Consider the following 17,307-nt stretch of genomic DNA (forward strand, 5'->3'; position numbering starts at 1 on the left):
TGGCAGGTCGCTCCGACTTGGGGGGCGTTCCAGGCCGGAGGGCGTTCCGAGCCTGGCGGGCGTTCCCGGCCCGTGGGGCGTTCGGCCATGTGGTGTCGGAAGGCGTTCGGCCGTGTGGTCTCGGAAGGCGTTCGATCATGGGGTCCCTGGAGGCGGTACAGGGGCGGGATGGAAGTAGTCGCAAGCGGTCGGGGTCCGCTTCCGTTCGGACGTTTGCGCACAATCCGTCACCGGGCCGTGACATCCGGGCTTAGCTCCTCCGTGGCGCATCCGGCACCCGGCATAGTCCAACGGCACCGGCCGCGCCACCGAGACGGCCCGGCGGCACCCGCCCCCCTGTGCGGGCTCCGCCGGAACCCGGCTCGCCCCCTGACCCCGACCGGAAGGACGCGTGCGCTGTGGCCTCGCACCGGAAGCCTCGATTCCGCAAGATGGCGGTGACTCTCCCCGCCCCCGGGCGCCTCACTCCGGGAGCCACACTGCGCACCGCCACCGCCACCGCGCTGGCCCTCGCCGGAGCGGCCGGGACGGTCGTCGCGGGGTCGCCCGCGGCCCAGGCCGCGCCCGACCCGACGCCCGCGCAGGTCAAGGCGAAGGTCGACCGGCTGCACCGGGAGGCCGAGATCGCCACCGAGAAGTACAACGGGGCCAAGGAGAAGGCCGACAAGGCCGAGCGCCGACTCGACCAGCTCCAGGACGAGGCCGCCCGCCGCACCGCCCAGCTCAGCCAGGCCCGCACCTCGCTGGGCGCCACCGCCGCCGCGCAGTACCGCGCCGGCGCCGTGGACCCGGCCGTCGAGCTCTTCCTCACCTCGGACCCCGACGGCTACCTCGACCGGGCCGCCCGCGCCGACCGCGCCGCCGGGCGCCAGTCCGCCGAGATCGCCGGGGTACGCCAGCGGATGCGCGCCGTCGACCAGCTCCGCACCGAGGCCGACACCGTCCTGGCGGGGCTGGAGAAACGTCGCGGCGAGCTGCGGGCGCACAAGAAGACGGTCACCGGCAAGCTCGCCGAGTCCCGTGCCCTCCTCGCCCGCCTCACCGCCGCCGAGCGCGCCGAGGTCACCGGCGAGGACCCGCGCGCCTCCCGCGGCCAGGCCCGGCCCGCCGCCTCGGTCAAGGCCCCCAACGCCCGCGCCGCCCAGGCCGTCGCCTTCGCGCACACCGCCCTCGGCAAGCCGTACGTCTGGGGCGCCACCGGCCCGAACGCCTTCGACTGCTCGGGCCTGACCCAGGCCGCCTGGCGCGCCGCCGGCGTCTCGCTCCCCCGCACCACCTACACCCAGATCAACGCCGGCCAACGCGTCTCCCGCTCCCAGCTCGCCCCCGGCGACCTGGTCTTCTTCTACTCCTCCCTCAGCCACGTCGGCCTCTACATCGGTAACGGCCAGATGATCCACGCCCCCAACCCGAACGCCCCGGTACGGATCGCCCCGATCACCGAGATGCCGTTCGCGGGGGCGGCGCGGGTGGGGTGAGGGCGGGCGGGCTCAGGCATGCCTGGCCCCCGCGTCCCCCTCCCCCCGCGTCCGTCCCGCCAGCCGGCGGTACGCCGCTCCCAGTGCCAGCGCCTGTACGAGGGCGCCGACGGCCACGCCGATGAGTGGCAGCGGGCCGGGCAGGGCGGCGAAGAGGAAGGAGGTCGGGGCCGTGACGAGGAAGCCCCAGACGCCGGCCAGGCTGGCGTCCGCGTGGTCGACCAGCAGGGTGTCCACGCCGATCCAGACCCAGACGGCGGCGACGACGGCCAGGTAGCCGAGGGCGGCCGGGTTGAGCAGGGAGCGGCGGAAGGGCGTACCGGCGGGACGCTGTGCGGCAGCCATGTCAGGGCCTCCGGAAATCCGTGGGTGGTGTCGACTGGTGGTGCCGGCTCCCACGTTTTCAGGGTGGAGGTGCTGCCGCCTGAGTAGACGTACTCACGTCGCCCGGGGGCGTCCTACCTGTAGGTGTAGGTGTTGAGCGCGTCCACGGCCGCCATGGGGGTGCCGTCGCGGTACTGGTCGACGGCGAGGAAGTTGGGCTTCTTCCCGGCGGCGGGGAGGCAGTGGTTCTCGGCGCGGTCCCGGAGTTTGGCGTTGTCGTTGGCGTAGGTCGGGTACATCGGGATGTCGCGGAAGTGGTTCATCACGAAGAGGCGGCGGAAGCCGGGTTCCTCCTGGGTGAGGGGGAGGTCGTCCCAGCGGCTGTAGCAGGACCAGTCGGCGTCGCCGATGCCGCCGCCCATCGACCAGTAGTTCTCCACCGTCCACTCCTTCTGGCTCATGAAGCCGAGGCGGTTCTTGCCGTGGTCGCGGCTGGAGGCGGCGGTGTCGTCGGTGAAGAGGAGGAGGCGCTGCCCGGAGGCGCGCAGGGAGCTGACCGTGGGCCAGCCGTTCTCGCGCACCCCGGCGGCGTCCGGGCGGAAGACCGTGCCGCCGAGTCGGCCGTCGGGGCCGAGGAGGTCGCCCAGCTCCTGGGTGAGCTGGTCGGCGGTGGTGTAGTCCTCCAGGAAGACGGTGACCACGGCCTCCGTGTCGCGCTCCAGGAAGGCGGCGATGTCCTCGAAGACCGCGGCCGCCTCGACGTTGCCGCCGCAAGGGTTGAGGACGGGGATGTCGTGGCACATCCGCACCCGGCCGCCCGCGTGGTGCGCGTCCAGCATCAGCGCCCGTACGCCGTCGGCCAGCTGGGTGCTGACGCGGTGCGGCTGATTGGGGGCGGCGAGGGTGGGCTTCCGCTGGTCCTCGGTGTTGTGCATGGCGTTGTGCGCGGTGAGGAAGGTCAGGTCGGCGAGGGTCGGGTCGGCGGGCATCGGCTCGCGCCCGGCGGCGGACGCCTGGCCGGTGAGGGTGGTCAGCGCCAGGGCCATGGCCACGGCCGAGGCCGCGCACCAGCCCGTGAACGTACGACGTGCCCGCACCGAGTTCCCCTCTCCGCCGAACTCCGGGCGTCCGTACGCCCGTTGGGGAGAGTGGCACAGAACCTGCCGCCGGGCCAGGGTGCCCGTCCGGGACCGTCGTGATCCGTACACTGACGGGCATGGCATGCCGCATCAGTGAGCTGGTCATCGACGCCGCCGACGCCGAACGGCTCGCCGTCTTCTGGAGCGGGGTCCTCGGCTACGTCGAACTCGGCCGGGAGGCCGACGGAAGCATCGAGATCGGGCCGCCCGGCACCGGTTTCGGCGGCCCGCAGCCCACCCTCGTCCTCAGCCCGAGCAGCGACCCGCGCCCCGAGCGGCTCCGCCTGCACCTCGACGTCAGCCCGACCGACCGCGACCAGGACGCCGAGGTGGAGCGCCTGCTCTCGCTCGGTGCCCGGCCCGCCGACGTCGGCCAGACCGGTGACGAGAACTGGCACGTCCTGGCCGACCCCGAGGGCAACGAGTTCTGCCTCCTGCGCGCCCGGATCCCGCGGCTCTGACCCGCTCCCGGACCCTGCTTCATCATGAGGGCCGGGAGATCCGCAAGCGGCCCGAACGCCCTGGGCCGCCGGCTCACCCGACGGCGGCTGAAGGGCGGCCCTACGAGGCCGGTGCCCCCGCCACCGCGCCCGGGCCGGCCGGGTCGACGGCTCCGGGCGTGGCAGCCGGACGGGCCGCACGGGGCCGGACGCGCAGCTTCGACTGGCCGTGCGGCAGCGCCTCCCAGTCCTCCATGAACTCGGCCGTGAAGCCGTGCTTCTCCGCCAAAGCCGTCAGCGTCTCGGTGCGGTAGTAGAAGTCCTCGCGCAGCACGTGGTGCTCCTCCTTCTCCGTACGGTCGAAGGTGAAGTCGAACCAACCGTCGGGGCGCAGGACGCGGCCGACGTGTGCCAGGCACTCGTCGATGACCTCGATCGGCGAGTGCGAGAAGACGCTGTGCGCGTGCACGACGCGGAAGTGCGCCTCGGGCAGGAAGGCGAAGGTCAGGTCGCGGACGGGGGTGAGCCGGGGAAGCTTCTCCTGGAGGCGCCGGTCGACCAGGGTCTGCTGGGCGGCGAAGAGGATGTCCGGCGAGATGTCGAGGCCGTAGTAGTGGCCCGTCTCCAGGTACTCGATGAAGCGCCAGCCGCCGCGCAGGTTGCCGCAGCCGATCTCCAGCATCCGGTCCTCGGGCCGCAGGCCGTGGCCGGTCAGGTAGTCGAACTGGAGGGCGCCGAGGGCCAGCCAGCGGTCATGGGACTTGCTGCCCACCGCGGCCTCGGGGCTGGCCGCCGTGTCGTGGCGCATCACGGCCCGGTAGTAGTCGACGTGGCTCCGGTGCCGCAGCCGCAGCCACGTGTCCCGCCCGGCGCGGGCGAGGAAGCGGGGCACCCGGTCCGGGTGGCGGACGGCGTAACGGACGCGATGGGCCAGCGTCCTCCGGTTGGCGGTCAGGTTCTTCCTCGGCACGTGCGCTCCCGGGGAGAGGCGGCTCGCGGTCCCGTGGATCACCGCGGCGACAGAGTCTAATGTCCGCTATGTCGGATTTGGCGGCAGTGGGGGCGGCGCGCCTCGCACGGGTGACGCCCGGGCGCGCGTCGCACGGGTGACGCCCGGGCGCGCCTCGCCCGCACCACCGCCGGTCGTCACGCACGGTGGCGGTGTCGCCGAAGCCGAGCCGGAGCCCGCTCGGGTGGACATGGGTCGGCGCGCGTGGGGCATGAGGGCTCACGTACGACACTCGTGTAGTAGCGGCTACAGGGCAGACCGAGAGAAAGCAAAGGACGCGCTCATGGGCATCATCGCCTGGATCCTGATCGGCCTCATCGCCGGCGCCATCGCCAAAGCACTGACTCCCGGCAGGGACCCCGGGGGCTGCCTGATCACGATGGTGATCGGCATCGTGGGAGGTCTGCTGGGCGGCTGGCTCGGCAAGGTCATCTTCGGCGTCGACTCGATCAACGGGTTCTTCCACCTGTCGACCTGGATCGCCGCCATCGTCGGCTCGGTGATCGTGCTGCTGATCTACCGCCTCATCACCGGGAACCGAGCGCGCTGACCCGCTCCCGGCAGGCTGCTGCCGACGGCCACAGGCGGCTACGAGGAGACTCCTCGTGGCCGCCTGCCGCGTGTGCGGGCGGCGGGTCAGGGCGCCCGGTCGCCCACCGGCCCCACCTGGAAGCTGTCGCCGCAGACCCGCAGGCCGCCCAGGCTCCGCGTGGTGACCGTCTGCTTCGAGCCGGGCGGGTAGACGAGCAGGGCCGCGGCCTCGGGCCAGCAGGCACCGTCGGTGACGCCCTCGCCCGCCGTCTTCACCGTCGCGTGGGCCGCCTGCCCGGGCTTCAGGCGGACCGGGCCCCCGCCGCCCGCCCCGTCGTTGCTCCGGGTGGCGGGCTCGCCGACGCGCTTCCCGTCGGCGTCCAGCAGGGAGACCCCGGGGTGGCCGACGAGGTCGCAGGGCTCGGCGCCGGTGTTGGTCAGACGCAGATCGAAGTACTTGCTGTTCATCTCCTGCCCGTCGGCCTCCAGCGCGAGCGCCAGCCCCGACGCCTCGCACCTGCCGACGGCGCCTGGCCGCTCGGTGGGGGGCGTGGGGCTCTGGGGCGCGTCGCCGCCGGGGTCCTGGCTGGGCGGGGCCCCACTCGTCGGAGGCGTACCCGTCGGCTCGGAGGGGGCGGCGGACTCGGCCGGGGCGGTGGTGGCGGGTGAGGCCCCCGCCGCGCTCCCCGTCCCGTCGGCGGCCGCTTCCGCGCCGCCGCTGCCGCCGCACGCGGTCAGCGAGGCCGCGCAGGCGACCGCCACGAGGGCGCCCCAGCCCGGCCGGGCCCGTAGCCGCTGACGCGCCCCCGTCCGCCCCTCTTCCCCTTTGCCCCGCAGAGTCCGTCCCTCGCCCTTGTGTGTATGGCTCATGCTGATGCGGTTACCCGCCGGGCCGTGCCACTGCACCAGGCGCCGCCGCCCGGCCGGGGGGCGACGGCGCGCGTGGGGGCGTGCGGGGGTCTCAGTCGTGCAGGGCCTTGGTGAGAGCGTCGATCGCGAGGTGGCGGGCGACGTGGGCGGCGCGGGTGTCGCGCAGGCTGTCGAGGAGCAGGAAGTCGTGGACCATCCCGGTGACGCGCACCGCCGTCACGTCGACCCCGGCCTCCCGCAGCCTCGCCGCGTACGCCTCGCCCTCGTCGCGCAGGACGTCGGCCTCGTCGGTGATGACCAGCGCCGGAGGCAGCCCGCGCAGCTGCTCGGTGGTGGCCTGGAGGGGGGCGGCGTAGACCTCGGTGCGCTGGGCCGAGTTGGGGGCGTACTGGTCCCAGAACCACTTCATGCCGTCACGGGTGAGGTAGTACCCCTCGGCGAACTGCAGGTAGGACGGGGTGCCGAAGTCGGCGTCGGTGACCGGGTACAGCAGCACTTGGGCCCTCAGGTCGATGCCGCCGCGCTCCTTGCACATGATCGCGAAGACGGCCGACATGGCGCCGCCGACGGAGTCCCCGGCGACCGCGGTCCGCGAGGCGTCCAGGCCGTGCTCGGCGCCGTGTTCCAGGATCCACTGGCCGACGGCGTAGTTCTGCTCGACCTGGGTCGGGTACCGGGCCTCGGGCGCGCGCTCGTAGACGGGGAAGACCCCCGCGGCGCCCGCGCCGACGGCCAGTTCGCGCACAAGCCGGTCGTGGGTCCGGTCGTCGCCGAAGACCCACCCGGCGCCGTGGAGGAAGAGGACCACGGGGAGCGGCCCCGAGGCGCCCTTCGGCCGGATGATCCGGGTACGCACCTGGCCGAACTGCCCGGCGTCGACCGTCACCCACTCCTCGTCGACTTCCGGCCGCTCCACGCCCTCCCCGCTCTGCAGCCCGGCGAGGATGTCGCGCCCCTGCTCTGGCGGCACCTCGTAGATCCGGGGGTGCGGGTCGGTCGCCTCGGCCAGCTCCTTGGCGGCCGTTTCGAGGTAGGGAGTGGGCGGCGGGGGGAGCTCGGACATGCGGGCCTCCGGAAGCGGCGGGCTGGGGGGCGCCGGGCAGGGGGCCGCCCCGGCGCACGTGGGCACTCTGTCCAGTTTTGGGCGAGCCGTGGCGGGCCGCAATCGGAGCGGAGTGGGGCGCGCCGCAGGTCAGGAGGGCGGCCGTGGGGGCGTCGGGCGGGGCTCCGAAGCCTCCGCCTCTCGGCCCCCTTCTCCGCCTCCACCCGCACGTGCTCGTTCCGCTCCCGGATCAGACGGGGCATGGACCGGTCGAGCGCCGCCCGTTCGGCGAGGGAGCCCAGTGGGCCGAGGGCCGCCTCGAAGCGGATCTCGTCGCGCGTCAGGGTGCCGCCGTGGCCGTCCGGGGCGAAGTGAGGGGCTGCCACCAGCGCCGGAAGGGGCCCGAGCCCTGACGAACGTCACCCCCGCCCCCGTCGATCGGGAGAGGCTCCAAGGTCCCGGCGCGGCCTAGCGTCCCCGCCATGAGACCCAGAACAGCGATCCACACCCCCAGTTCCCGGCCGCTCACCGGCGCTGCCGTCCTCCTCGCCGGCGCCCTCGGGGTCGCCGTGCTCGCGCCGGGGCCGGTCGGCTCGCCCCCGTCGGCGGGGCTCGGCAGCGACGAACCGGTGCTCGTCACCGGCGGGTTGTCGGCCCGGCTCCACCGGGGGATCTCCGGTGCTGTCGCGGACGGGCCCGGCTGGCTCGGGGGCGTGCTGGAGGTGGTGTCCGAGGGGGTCCTGCTGGTGCTCGGTGCGTTGCTGGTGTGGGTGGTGTGGCGGGCCTGGCGGGGGCGGGACGCGGTGGGGGTCGCGGGGGCGGTGCTCACCGGGGTGGGGACGGTCGTCGCGTACGCCGGGAGTGAGGCGTTGAAGCTGGTGGTGGACGAGGAGCGGCCGTGCCGGGCGATGGCGGGGCGGGTGGTCGCCGGGTGTCCGGCGGTGGGTGACTGGTCGTTCCCCAGCAACCACGCGACGCTCGCGGTGGCGCTGGCGGTCGGGCTGGCGCTGACGCGGCCCCGGCTGGCGTGGGTGGTGCTGCCCCTGGGGGCGGCGGGCGCGGTGGTGCGGGTGGCGGTCGGGGTGCACTACCCGCACGACGTGGCGGCGGGCGCGGTACTGGCGGCGTCGGTGACGGCAGCGGTGCTGCTGGTGGCGGTGGGCGCGGTGGCGCGGCTGGTCGCCTCCGTGCCGGCCCGCCGCACGGGCGAGGGCGGCCGGACGCCGGTGCGGACCCGCCTCGACGGCTGAGACGCCTCTGACGCCTGAGACGCTTCTTACGGATCAGCTCGCTGACCGGAGGAAGACGGCGGCAAGGCGGATCTGCGCGTCGGCAAGCCGCGGACCCGTCCGAGGGCGGGACAGTCCGGCCGTTCGGTGCGAGCCCTTCAGTCGCTGGGTGGCGGCCTTCCGAGTGGGCGTCACAGTGCCGTGTAGACCGCGTCGATCAAGGTCATCTTCCGGGGGTCGTCCGCGATGTTCGAGCCCATGCGGTTCATGACGTAACCGAGGCTGACCTCGGCCTCCGGGTCCGCCAGACCGCAGGAGCCGCCGAGTCCGTCGTGGCCGAGGGCGCGGGGGTTGGGCCCGTAGGAGGCGTTGGGGCCGCTCAGCCAGAGGCCGAGGGCGAGCTCCGTGTCGTGGGCGAAGCCCGCGCCCAGGACCAGGTCGCGGCAGGGGCCCTGGCCCTGGCGGGCGCGTTCCACGGCCTCCGGGGAGAGGACGCGGTGGTCGCCGGAGAGTCCCCGGCGAGCGAAGATGCCGTACAGCCCGGCGACCGCGCGGGCCGTGCCGTGACCGTTGGCCGCCGGGAGGTGGGCGGCCCGCCACTCCGGGGAGTTGGCCTCGGCGACCCCGACGAGCGGGTTGGCCAGGGCGGCCAGCGCGGCCGGCGTGAACTGGGTGAGGGCGGCGGCCGGTTCCTTCCTGTCCGGGATCGGCTGACGGGCCAGTTCGGCCACCCGACCGGCGTCCTTCTCCGGGAGACCGATGGTGAAGTCCATGTCCAGCGGGCCGGTGATCTCCTGGTGCAGGAACTCCCCCGGCAGCAGGCCGGTGATCCGCCGGATCACCTCGCCCACCAGGAAGCCGTACGTCAGCGCGTGGTAACCGGACTGCGCGCCCGGCTCCCACCACGGCTCCGTCGCGGCCAGCCGTGCCGTGGTCACGTCCCAGTCGTACAGCGCGGCCAGGGAGTGCGGCTCGCGCAGTCCGGCGAGGCCGGCCCGGTGCGAGAGCAAATGCCGTACGGGGATGGAGGACTTGCCGGCCGCCGCGAACTCCGGCCAGTACCTGGCCACCGGGGCATCCAGGTCGAGCAGGCCCCGATCGGCCAGGACGTGGGCGCACAGTGCGGTCGGGCCCTTGGTCGTCGACCAGACGTTGACCAGCGTGTCCCGCTGCCAGGGACGCGTACGGCCGGGGTCCGCCCAGCCGCCCCACAGGTCCACCACGGTCTCTCCGCCGACCTGCACGGTGACGGCCGCGCCCAGTTCGCCGCGCTCCCGGAAGTTCGCCGCGAAAGCGGCCCGCACTCCGGCGAACCGCTCGTCGCAGTGGCCTTCGATCTGCGGCACGGACGGTGGTGTCATACGGATCCCTCCATCGGCTCGGCGCGGCCCGACCACCACCGAAACATACTGACCGGTCGGGATGAGGAGAAGAGGCCGCACTCACCGAGTTCCGCCCGGCCGCCGCACTCAGATCGGCACGCGGACGCGGAACAGACGGCCTGCGGGTCCAGCAGGACTCGACCGGGCGTCGGCCGGACACGCGCGGAGAGCCCCGGCCGGTACGGCCGCGGCGGCATCTTCCTTCGGTCCGCCCGATGATCCGGACGAGACCTGTAGAAGGCCTCTCCCCTCACCGCATCTCCGCCTGATGAGCCAGGACGGCCGCGGCCGCCCGGTTGTCGACGCCGAGGCGGCGTAGGACCGAGCTGACGTGGCCCTTGACGGTGCCCTCGGTCATGCCGAGGCGGCTGCCGATCTGGCTGTTGGTCAGCCCCTCGGCGACCAGGACGAGGACCTGCCGCTCGCGCGGGGTCAGCGCGTCGACCCGGGCGCGGGCGACCGAGGCGCGGCCGGTGGCGGCCTGGCCCGCGGTGAGGTGGGCGACGACGCGGGCCGCGACCTTCGGGGAGAGGTACGCGGCCTGCCCCGCGACGGCGTGGACGGCGGCGATCAGCTCCTCGGGCGGGCCGGACTTGACGAGGAAGCCGGTGGCTCCGGCGTCCAGGGCGCGCAGGATGTACGGGTCCTCACCGAAGGTGGTGAGCATGACGACGCCGGTGGCGGGGGCGAGGCGGCGCAGGGTGGCGGCGGCCTCGATGCCGTCGGCGCGGGGCATGCGGATGTCGAGGACGGCCACGTCGGGGCGGTGGCGGCGGACCGCTTCGACCGCCTCGTGGCCGTCAGCGGCCTCGGCGACGGTCTCGATGCCGGGATCGGTGGCGAGGACCGCGCGTACCCCGGCGCGTACCAGGGGTTCGTCGTCGGCGACCAGGACGCGGATCACCGGCCGGTCACCCGCCCGCCACCCTGTCCAGGGCGCTGACCTCGCCCTCGCGGAAGCAGACCTGGTAGGCGTCCCCGGAGCGGTCGTCGAAGGGGTCGGCGGTGAGCGCGTAGTACCGGCATGCGGTGCCGTCCTCCTGGGGTGCGGGCCTGTCACGAGGCGGTGACACGGTCTGCCGGGCGGGCAGCAGCCGCTCGGCCTGCCTCTGATCCTGCCCGACGTGGAGCTGGGCGCGTTGCTGCGGGGTGAGGACGGCGGCCCGGTTCTGGTACAGCTCCCAGCCGCGCAGGCCGACCGTGAGCAGGGCGACGGCGCAGAGCGGGACGAGGAGCGCGCCGAGCAGGGTCCGGGCGGGGCGCGGACGGGCGGCCTCCGGCGCCGGGGCGGCCGGTGGGGCGGGCGCGGGCGCGGCCGGGGTGTGCGGCAAGGTCGCCTCGACGGTGAAGCCGCCGCCGTCGGGCCCGGCCGTGAACTCCCCGCCTGCCACCCGCACCCGCTCGGCCAGCCCGGTGAGGCCGAGCCCGCCGCCTTGGGCGGGCGGCGGGGCGGGCGGGGCCGCGCTGTGGACCCGTACCCGGGTGCGGGCGGGCTTGTGGCGGATCGTCACCTCGGTGGCGGCGCCCGGCGCGTGCTTGGCGGCGTTGGTCAGGGCCTCCTGGACGACTCGGGCCGTGGTGGTGCGGACGGCGTCCGGTACGGGCGCGGGGTCGCCGCTCGCGTCGAGGGTCACCGGCATCCCGGTGGCGGCGGCCCGCTCGGCGAGGGTGGCCGGGTCCTCCGGCGGGCCGGGGGCGTCGGCACGGAGGAGCCCGACGACGGTGCCGAGGCGTTCCACCGCCTCCCCTGCGCAGGCGCGGAGGCCGGCGGCGGCCTGTCGGCTCTCCGCGTCGAGGCCGGGCCGCAGCTGGAAGGCGCCCGCGCCCAGGGCGAGGAGGTTGAGGTCGTGGCCGAGCAGGTCGTGCATGTCCTGGGCGATGCGGGCCCGTTCGCGCAGGCGGGCCTGTTCGGCGACGAGGGCGCGTTCGCGTTCGAGCCGGCGGGCGCGTTCCCAGCCGGCCCGCACCAGCTCCCGGTACTGCCGGACGAACCGCCCGGCGAACCACGGCACCGTCCAGGCCAGCGCCATCGCGGCGACGAACCGGCCCCCGTACGTACCCCACTCCGGCCGGGCCGTCACCGCCAGCAGGGCCAGCACGACCCCGGCCGACCACACCAGCAGCGAGGTACGGGCCCGGCCCGGCGCCGCCCCGGCCATCAGCGCGCAGAGCGCGGTCACCGCCATCCCCCCGTCGGCCCCGGCCGCCGCGACCAGCGCCGCGGCCACCCCGGTGGACGCGGCCGCCGGGCCCACGGCCGGGCTCCTCCACAGCGCCACCCCGTACGACCGCACCCTCCACCCCTCCCTCGGGCGGCGCGCGCCGTCGCACGCCCCGCCGCTCCGGACCGGCGCCGTCGGCATATGTCCCGGCCGGTTCACGATGTCGTCCCGATGGGGACGCGCCACCTTACGCGGCGTCCCGGCCGCGCCTACCTTTCTCGGCACAGGGGCGCTCAGGCGCCCGATTCCACTCTTTCGAACGCACGGGGGTACGGCGACATGGCCGGGACGACGGTTGGCGGAGCTTCCAGACGACGGGTACTGCGGCTTGCCGGGGGCGGGCTCGCACTGGCGGTGCTGGGGGCCGGGGCGGCTGGCTGCCGCGAGGACGCGGTGGACGACGCGGGATCCGGGGGCACCGGCGGCGACAAGCCCGCCGGGACCGGGAAGCCCTCGGCGGGCGGCGGCGAGGACGGGAAGGCGCCGAAGGCGTTGTGGACGGAGTCGGTGCCGGCCGAGACCTACGGGGACAACGACGAACTCGTCGCCGTGGCGGGCCTGGTGATCGCCAGCGGCTCCCCCCTGTCCGCCCGGGACGCCGCCACCGGCAAGGAGCGCTGGTCGCTGCCGGACGGTGCGGCCCCCGGCGCCCCGCTGCTGGTCGGCGACGGAACCCTCTACCTGGCCAGCGGCAGGTACGACGGCACGGTGTCCGGCTACGACCCGGCGACCGGCGAGGAGACCTGGCAGGGCCGCCTCGGCAAGGGCTACCGCCAGCCGAGGCCGGTCGCGGTCGACGGGCGGCAGGTGTACGTCGTCGCCGAGATCCTGGAGGAGGACAACTCCTCCCACACCAACGTGATCGCCGCCCTCGACGCCGGCTCGGGCAAGCTCGTCTGGAGCGAGCAGCGCGACCTCGGCACCGAGCAGAACGGCATCCACGCCGCCGTCCAGGGGCGCCATCTCGTCTACACCGACTTCAAGAAGAACCTCACCGTGCGCGACACCGCCACCGGGCGGCAGGTGTGGACGCAGAAGACGGACAAGACGAACTACGGCTTCTTCACCGTCCACGAGGACCTGGTGATCGTCCCGCAGGGCGACCGGCTCCAGGCGTTCACCCTGGCCGACGGTGCCCGGAAGTGGTCGGTGAAGTCGACGCGCCTCACCGTCTTCAAGGAGCCGGCCGTGGTGGACGGCGTGATCCACATCGCCGACAGCGGCCGCACGGTACGCGCCCTGGAGCCGGCCACCGGCAAGGAGATCTGGCAGTCCGAGGCCCTCTCCGAAGCGGGGTTCCAGGTGCCCCGGCAGTACGTCAAGGCGGGGAACGTCGTCTACGCCGCCACCGATCTGGACAAGGACGGCGGCGTGGCCGCCCTCGACGCGGACTCCGGCGAGCTGCGCTGGACCTTCAACGACGGCTCGGGCGACCACCACGCATGGCTGGTGGCGACCGACGGCGAGCGGGTGTTCGCCCTGCACGGCAAGAAGCTGTACGCGCTGCCCGCGTAGCGGGGCCGGAAGCCGAAGCGCGGTGGCTGTCGGCCCGGGTCCTTCCCGGCCGGGCGCCCCGTCACCCGGCGGGCCGGGGCCTACTCGTTCAGGCCGCGGTCCTGGTCCTGGCCCCTGCCCGGGCCCTGGTCGTCGCTCTCGACGCGGTCGCCGTCGCCCTGGGTGCGGCTGCGGGCCGCGCGGCGCAGGCGGGGGTGGGCGGTGGGGTCGTTGCGGCCCTCGGACATGGCCTCGCCGACCATCTTGCGGACCGCGTCGCGCAGGCCGTGCATGGCCTGGCTGCGGCGGGGTCCGGCGCCGGGGTCCTCGCGGAGTTCGCGGACGGTGGCCCAGCACAGGCCCAGCATGACGACGACGAAGGGGAGGGCGACGAGGATGGTGGCCGACCGGAGGGAGTCGAGGCCGCCGGCGATGAGCAGGGCGGCGGCGACGGCCGCCATCAGCACCCCCCAGGTGACGTTGAGCCAGGCGCGCGGGTGCAGGGCGCCCCGGCTGGTGAGCGAACCCATCACCAGGGAGGCCGAGTCAGCGCTGGTGATGAAGTACATCATGATGAGGACCATCGCGAACCACGAGGTGACCTGGGAGATCGGCAGGGCGTCCAGCATCGAGAAGAGTGTCGCCTCGGTGCCCTGCGCCTCCTTCTCGGCCATGTCGACCGCACCGGACTCATCCAGCCGGATGCCGGTCCCGCCCAGCACGCAGAACCAGACGGCGGAGGCGCCGGACGGGATGAGCAGCACGGCGAGGAGGAACTCGCGGATGGTGCGGCCCTTGGAGATGCGGGCGATGAAGGTCCCGACGAACGGCGCCCAGGAGAGCCACCACGCCCAGTAGAAGATCGTCCACTGGCCGAGCCACTCGCTGTCGGTGAAGGCGCCGGTGCGGGTGGCCATGGAGATCAGCTCGTTGAAGTACCCGCCGACGCTGGAGGGGATGGCGTCGAGGATGTACACGGTCGGGCCGACCAGGAAGATGAAGAGCATCAGCAGGGCGGCCATCACCAGGTTGACCGAGCTGAGCCACTTCACACCGCCGTGCAGGCCGGTGAAGGCCGAGACGACGAAGGCCGCGCCGAGCACCACGATGATCAGCAGCTGCAGCCCGGTGGTGTTGTCGACGCCCGCCGTCAGGTGGAGCCCGGTGGCGATCTGGAGGGCGCCGATGCCGAGGCTGGTGGCGGTGCCGAAGACGGTGGCGAAGACGGCGAGCAGGTCGAGCAGGCGGCCGACGACACCGTTGGCCAGCCGCTCCCCGATGAGCGGGATGAAGACCGCGCTGATCCGGTTGCCGCGCCCCAGCCGGAACGTCGTGTACGCGAGGGAGAGGCCGACCACGCCGTAGATCGCCCACGGGGTCAGCGTCCAGTGGAAGAACGAGTACTCCAGGGCCCGTCCGGCCGCCTCGGGGGTGCCGGCCGTGGCGTCGGTGGAGGGCGGCGGGGAGAGGTAGTGGGTGACGGGTTCGCCGACGCCGTAGAAGATCAGGCCGATCCCCATGCCCGCGGCGAACATCATCGCGACCCAGGCGAAGTCGGTGAACTCCGGTTTCTCGTCCCGGTCGACGCGGGCCAGCTTGATGCGGCCGAAGCGGCTGAAGGCGAGGATCACGCAGAGGACCAGGAAGACGTCGGCGGCGACCACGAAGAGCCACTCGAAGTTCTCCAGCACCCAGGGCAGGGCGGAGGCGGAGAAGTTCTTGAACGAGGACTTGCCGAGGCTGGCCCACAGGACGACGCCGAGGATGCCGGCCACGCCGATGGCGACGACCACGCCGTCCGGGCGGGAGTCGCTGCCGGGCGGTTCGGCGGAGCTGGAGCCGTCGGGGCTGTCCGGGGGCATGTCGGCGGTGTCGGTGGCGCTCATAGCTGCCCACTATGGTCCGCACACCGGACGTAGCGTCACATCCCACGCCGGAACGGGACCGAACGGCGCGGCCTGGCCTCCCCCGGCCGACCGGCCCCCTCCGGACGGGGTCAGACCAGGCGGCGGGCGGTCGCCCAGCGGGTCAGCTCGTGGCGGTTGGAGAGCTGGAGCTTGCGGAGCACCGCCGAGACGTGCGACTCGACCGTCTTCACGGAGATGAAGAGCTGCTTGGCGACCTCCTTGTAGGCGTAGCCCCGGGCGATCAGCCGCAGCACCTCGCGCTCCCGCTGGGTGAGCCGGTCCAGGTCCTCGTCGACCGGCGGGGCGTCGGTGGAGGCGAAGGCGTCCAGCACGAACCCGGCCAGCCGGGGCGAGAAGACCGCGTCGCCGTCCTGCACGCGGAAGACCGAGTCGACCAGGTCGGCGCCGGTGATGTTCTTGGTGACGTAGCCGCGGGCGCCGCCCCGGATGACACCGATGACGTCCTCGGCGGCGTCCGAGACAGAGAGCGCGAGGAAGCGCACCGGGCGCTCCGCGGCGGCCATCAGCGGGGCGCAGCGGCGCAGCACCTCGACGCCGCCGCCGCCCGGCAGGTGCACGTCGAGCAGGACGACCTCGGGGCGGGTCGCGGTGATGACGGTGACCGCCTGGTCCACGTCGTCGGCCTCACCGACCACCTCGACCCCGGTCTCCTCGGTCTGCCCGATCTCGGCCTGGACCCCGGTGCGGAACATCCGGTGGTCGTCGACGAGGACGACCCGTACGCGCCGTCCGCCGTCGGTGCCCGTCGCCTCGGTACCGCCCGCGCCACCGGCCGTGGTCTCGCTCATGTCGTCGCCCTCTCTCTCGGCCCGGCCGCCCTCTGCGCCCGCCTCGCCACCCTCGACACTGCCCGCACCCTCGTCGTCTCGACAGGGTGCCTCACCCGCGACCCGGGGACCGTCCCCGGTCGTCAAGGCGCCGCCCGCTTCATCTCCAGCTCCACCTCGGTGCCGCCGTCGGGCGCGGAGCGCAGCCGGGCGGTGCCGCCGTGGCGCTCCATGCGGCCGATGATCGACTCGCGGACGCCCATCCGGTCGGCGGGCACGGCGTCCAGGTCGAAGCCGGGGCCGCGGTCCCGGACCGAGACGAAGACGTCCGGCCCCGCGACTTCCGCGAACACCTGGACGGGCCCGCCCTCGCCACCGTACTTGGCCGCGTTCACCATGGCTTCCCGCGCGGCCTGGATCAGCGCGGGCAGCGGTTCGTCCAGCGGGCAGTCGCCGACCAGGACGACCTCCAGCGGTACGCCGTGCTTGTCCTCGACCTCGGCGGCGGTGCGCTTGACCGCCTCGGCCAGCGTCGCCGGCTCGTCCTCGGCGGCGCGGCCCGACCCCTCGGGGCGGTGCAGCCAGTTCCGCAGTTCGCGCTCCTGGGAGCGGGCGAGGCGGCGGACCTCGGCGGGGCGGTCGGCGTTGCGCTGGATCAGGGTGAGGGTGTGCAGCACCGAGTCGTGGACGTGGGCGGCGACCTCGGCGCGCTCCTGGGCGCGGATGCGCATCAGCCGCTCCTGCCCGAGGTCCTGCGCCATCCGCACCAGCCACGGCCCGGCCAGCAACGCCACCCCGACCAGCACGGCGAGGGAGGCCTGGAGGATCGCCCCCAGGTGCTCGGCCGACCCCTGCAGGACGAACATCCCGGAGACCCCGGCGCCGACCAGCAGCACGCCCGCCGCCGACCGGGCCAGCGTCAGGTTCCGCCGCCTGCGCCCGGCCTCGGCCCAGCGGGCGCGCCGGGCGTTGTCGGCCTGCCGCCACACCACGGCGACACCGGCACCGACCAGCAGGGCGGGGAAGAGGTAGGCGCGGGCGGTGCCGCTGAGGTCGACCGAGGCGACGAAGACCATCGAGGCGATCAGCAGCGCCAGCAGGGCGACGAGCTGGCCCCGGTCGGCCTTGGCGGGGGCGCGCGGCGGCTGCGGGGAGATGCCGCCGACGCCGAGGGGGACGAAGGACCAGAACGCGGCGTAGAGCAGGGCGCCCAGGCCGTTGGCGACGAAGAGGGCGATGAAGGCGAGCCGGACCCAGAAGACGGGCAGGCCGAGGTGGCCGGCGAGGCCGCGCGCCACCCCGCCCAGCCAGCGGCCGTCGCTGCTGCGGTAGAGCTTGCGCGGCTCCCGCTCCTGCTCGGTGGTCCCTGCTGCGGCGTCCGGCATGGACCGATCGTCACACGCCGGCGCGGCGGGCGGCATCAGGGTTCTCCCGGAGCCCGGCCCCGATTCG

General features: G+C 74.3%; 16 protein-coding genes. 5 read left to right on the plus strand and 11 right to left on the minus strand.

Annotated features, from left to right (window positions below):
• Positions 1 to 398: 398 nt before the first annotated feature.
• Positions 399 to 1,478 (plus strand): NlpC/P60 family protein, encoded by a 1,080-nt coding sequence (locus tag ACFWMZ_RS16330; protein WP_383180650.1) that lies wholly within the window; start codon positions 399 to 401, stop codon positions 1,476 to 1,478.
• Positions 1,479 to 1,490: 12 nt separating this feature from the next.
• On the opposite strand, the gene ACFWMZ_RS16335 is transcribed toward ACFWMZ_RS16330, so the two are convergent.
• On the minus strand, positions 1,491 to 1,823 hold the full coding sequence (locus tag ACFWMZ_RS16335; RefSeq protein ID WP_383180653.1) for an SCO4225 family membrane protein: 333 nt from the start codon (positions 1,821 to 1,823) through the stop codon (positions 1,491 to 1,493).
• A 113-nt stretch (positions 1,824 to 1,936) separates the two neighbouring features.
• The gene (locus ACFWMZ_RS16340; RefSeq protein WP_383180657.1) at positions 1,937 to 2,899 is read right to left on the minus strand and encodes a PI-PLC domain-containing protein; all 963 of its coding nucleotides are present in this window, start codon (positions 2,897 to 2,899) and stop codon (positions 1,937 to 1,939) included.
• A 119-nt stretch (positions 2,900 to 3,018) separates the two neighbouring features.
• Here ACFWMZ_RS16340 and ACFWMZ_RS16345 point away from each other — a divergent pair, with 119 nt between their 5' ends.
• Positions 3,019 to 3,402, plus strand: coding sequence for a VOC family protein (locus ACFWMZ_RS16345; RefSeq protein WP_383180660.1), 384 nt, complete (start codon positions 3,019 to 3,021; stop codon positions 3,400 to 3,402).
• A 100-nt stretch (positions 3,403 to 3,502) separates the two neighbouring features.
• Here the strand turns inward: ACFWMZ_RS16345 and ACFWMZ_RS16350 are convergent, their stop codons facing one another.
• The gene (locus ACFWMZ_RS16350) at positions 3,503 to 4,351 is read right to left on the minus strand and encodes a class I SAM-dependent methyltransferase (RefSeq protein WP_383202146.1); all 849 of its coding nucleotides are present in this window, start codon (positions 4,349 to 4,351) and stop codon (positions 3,503 to 3,505) included.
• Positions 4,352 to 4,673: 322 nt separating this feature from the next.
• Between ACFWMZ_RS16350 and ACFWMZ_RS16355 the strand changes: the two genes are divergently transcribed.
• On the plus strand, positions 4,674 to 4,940 hold the full coding sequence (locus ACFWMZ_RS16355) for a GlsB/YeaQ/YmgE family stress response membrane protein (RefSeq protein WP_383180665.1): 267 nt from the start codon (positions 4,674 to 4,676) through the stop codon (positions 4,938 to 4,940).
• Between the two features lie 86 nt (positions 4,941 to 5,026).
• Here ACFWMZ_RS16355 and ACFWMZ_RS16360 read toward each other — a convergent pair whose 3' ends face one another.
• Both ACFWMZ_RS16360 and ACFWMZ_RS16365 read right to left on the minus strand, forming a co-directional pair.
• Positions 5,027 to 5,791, minus strand: a complete 765-nt coding sequence (locus tag ACFWMZ_RS16360) for a DUF4232 domain-containing protein (protein ID WP_383180668.1) — start codon at positions 5,789 to 5,791, stop codon at positions 5,027 to 5,029.
• Positions 5,792 to 5,882: 91 nt separating this feature from the next.
• Positions 5,883 to 6,854 (minus strand): alpha/beta hydrolase, encoded by a 972-nt coding sequence (locus ACFWMZ_RS16365; protein ID WP_383180671.1) that lies wholly within the window; start codon positions 6,852 to 6,854, stop codon positions 5,883 to 5,885.
• A 461-nt stretch (positions 6,855 to 7,315) separates the two neighbouring features.
• On the opposite strand from ACFWMZ_RS16365, the gene ACFWMZ_RS16370 reads away from it, so the two are divergent.
• Complete coding sequence (locus ACFWMZ_RS16370) at positions 7,316 to 8,083, plus strand: phosphatase PAP2 family protein (RefSeq protein WP_383202149.1); 768 nt, start codon at positions 7,316 to 7,318, stop codon at positions 8,081 to 8,083.
• 170 nt (positions 8,084 to 8,253) lie between these two features.
• On the opposite strand, the gene ACFWMZ_RS16375 is transcribed toward ACFWMZ_RS16370, so the two are convergent.
• The 3 genes from ACFWMZ_RS16375 to ACFWMZ_RS16385 all read right to left on the minus strand — a co-directional run bounded on the left by ACFWMZ_RS16375 (position 8,254) and on the right by ACFWMZ_RS16385 (position 11,699).
• The gene (locus tag ACFWMZ_RS16375; RefSeq protein ID WP_383180677.1) at positions 8,254 to 9,423 is read right to left on the minus strand and encodes a serine hydrolase domain-containing protein; all 1,170 of its coding nucleotides are present in this window, start codon (positions 9,421 to 9,423) and stop codon (positions 8,254 to 8,256) included.
• 271 nt (positions 9,424 to 9,694) lie between these two features.
• Complete coding sequence (locus ACFWMZ_RS16380; protein ID WP_383180680.1) at positions 9,695 to 10,348, minus strand: response regulator; 654 nt, start codon at positions 10,346 to 10,348, stop codon at positions 9,695 to 9,697.
• Between the two features lie 7 nt (positions 10,349 to 10,355).
• The gene (locus ACFWMZ_RS16385) at positions 10,356 to 11,699 is read right to left on the minus strand and encodes a sensor histidine kinase (RefSeq protein WP_383202152.1); all 1,344 of its coding nucleotides are present in this window, start codon (positions 11,697 to 11,699) and stop codon (positions 10,356 to 10,358) included.
• Between the two features lie 246 nt (positions 11,700 to 11,945).
• On the opposite strand from ACFWMZ_RS16385, the gene ACFWMZ_RS16390 reads away from it, so the two are divergent.
• Positions 11,946 to 13,181, plus strand: a complete 1,236-nt coding sequence (locus tag ACFWMZ_RS16390) for a PQQ-binding-like beta-propeller repeat protein (protein WP_383202155.1) — start codon at positions 11,946 to 11,948, stop codon at positions 13,179 to 13,181.
• A gap of 80 nt (positions 13,182 to 13,261) precedes the next feature.
• Here the strand turns inward: ACFWMZ_RS16390 and ACFWMZ_RS16395 are convergent, their stop codons facing one another.
• The 3 genes from ACFWMZ_RS16395 to ACFWMZ_RS16405 all read right to left on the minus strand — a co-directional run bounded on the left by ACFWMZ_RS16395 (position 13,262) and on the right by ACFWMZ_RS16405 (position 17,240).
• A complete protein-coding gene (locus tag ACFWMZ_RS16395; protein ID WP_383180689.1) occupies positions 13,262 to 15,046 on the minus strand; it encodes a BCCT family transporter in 1,785 nt (594 codons plus the stop codon).
• A 110-nt stretch (positions 15,047 to 15,156) separates the two neighbouring features.
• Positions 15,157 to 15,876 carry a LuxR C-terminal-related transcriptional regulator gene (locus tag ACFWMZ_RS16400; protein ID WP_383180691.1) on the minus strand — a complete coding sequence of 240 codons (720 nt, stop codon included), beginning with the start codon at positions 15,874 to 15,876 and terminating at the stop codon, positions 15,157 to 15,159.
• A 122-nt stretch (positions 15,877 to 15,998) separates the two neighbouring features.
• Positions 15,999 to 17,240 (minus strand): PspC domain-containing protein, encoded by a 1,242-nt coding sequence (locus ACFWMZ_RS16405; protein ID WP_383202158.1) that lies wholly within the window; start codon positions 17,238 to 17,240, stop codon positions 15,999 to 16,001.
• Between the last annotated feature and the right edge of the window lie 67 nt (positions 17,241 to 17,307).

It is taken from the genome of Streptomyces sp. NPDC058373, assembly GCF_042723275.1.
In the GTDB taxonomy this organism is placed as follows: Bacteria; Actinomycetota; Actinomycetes; order Streptomycetales; family Streptomycetaceae; genus Streptomyces.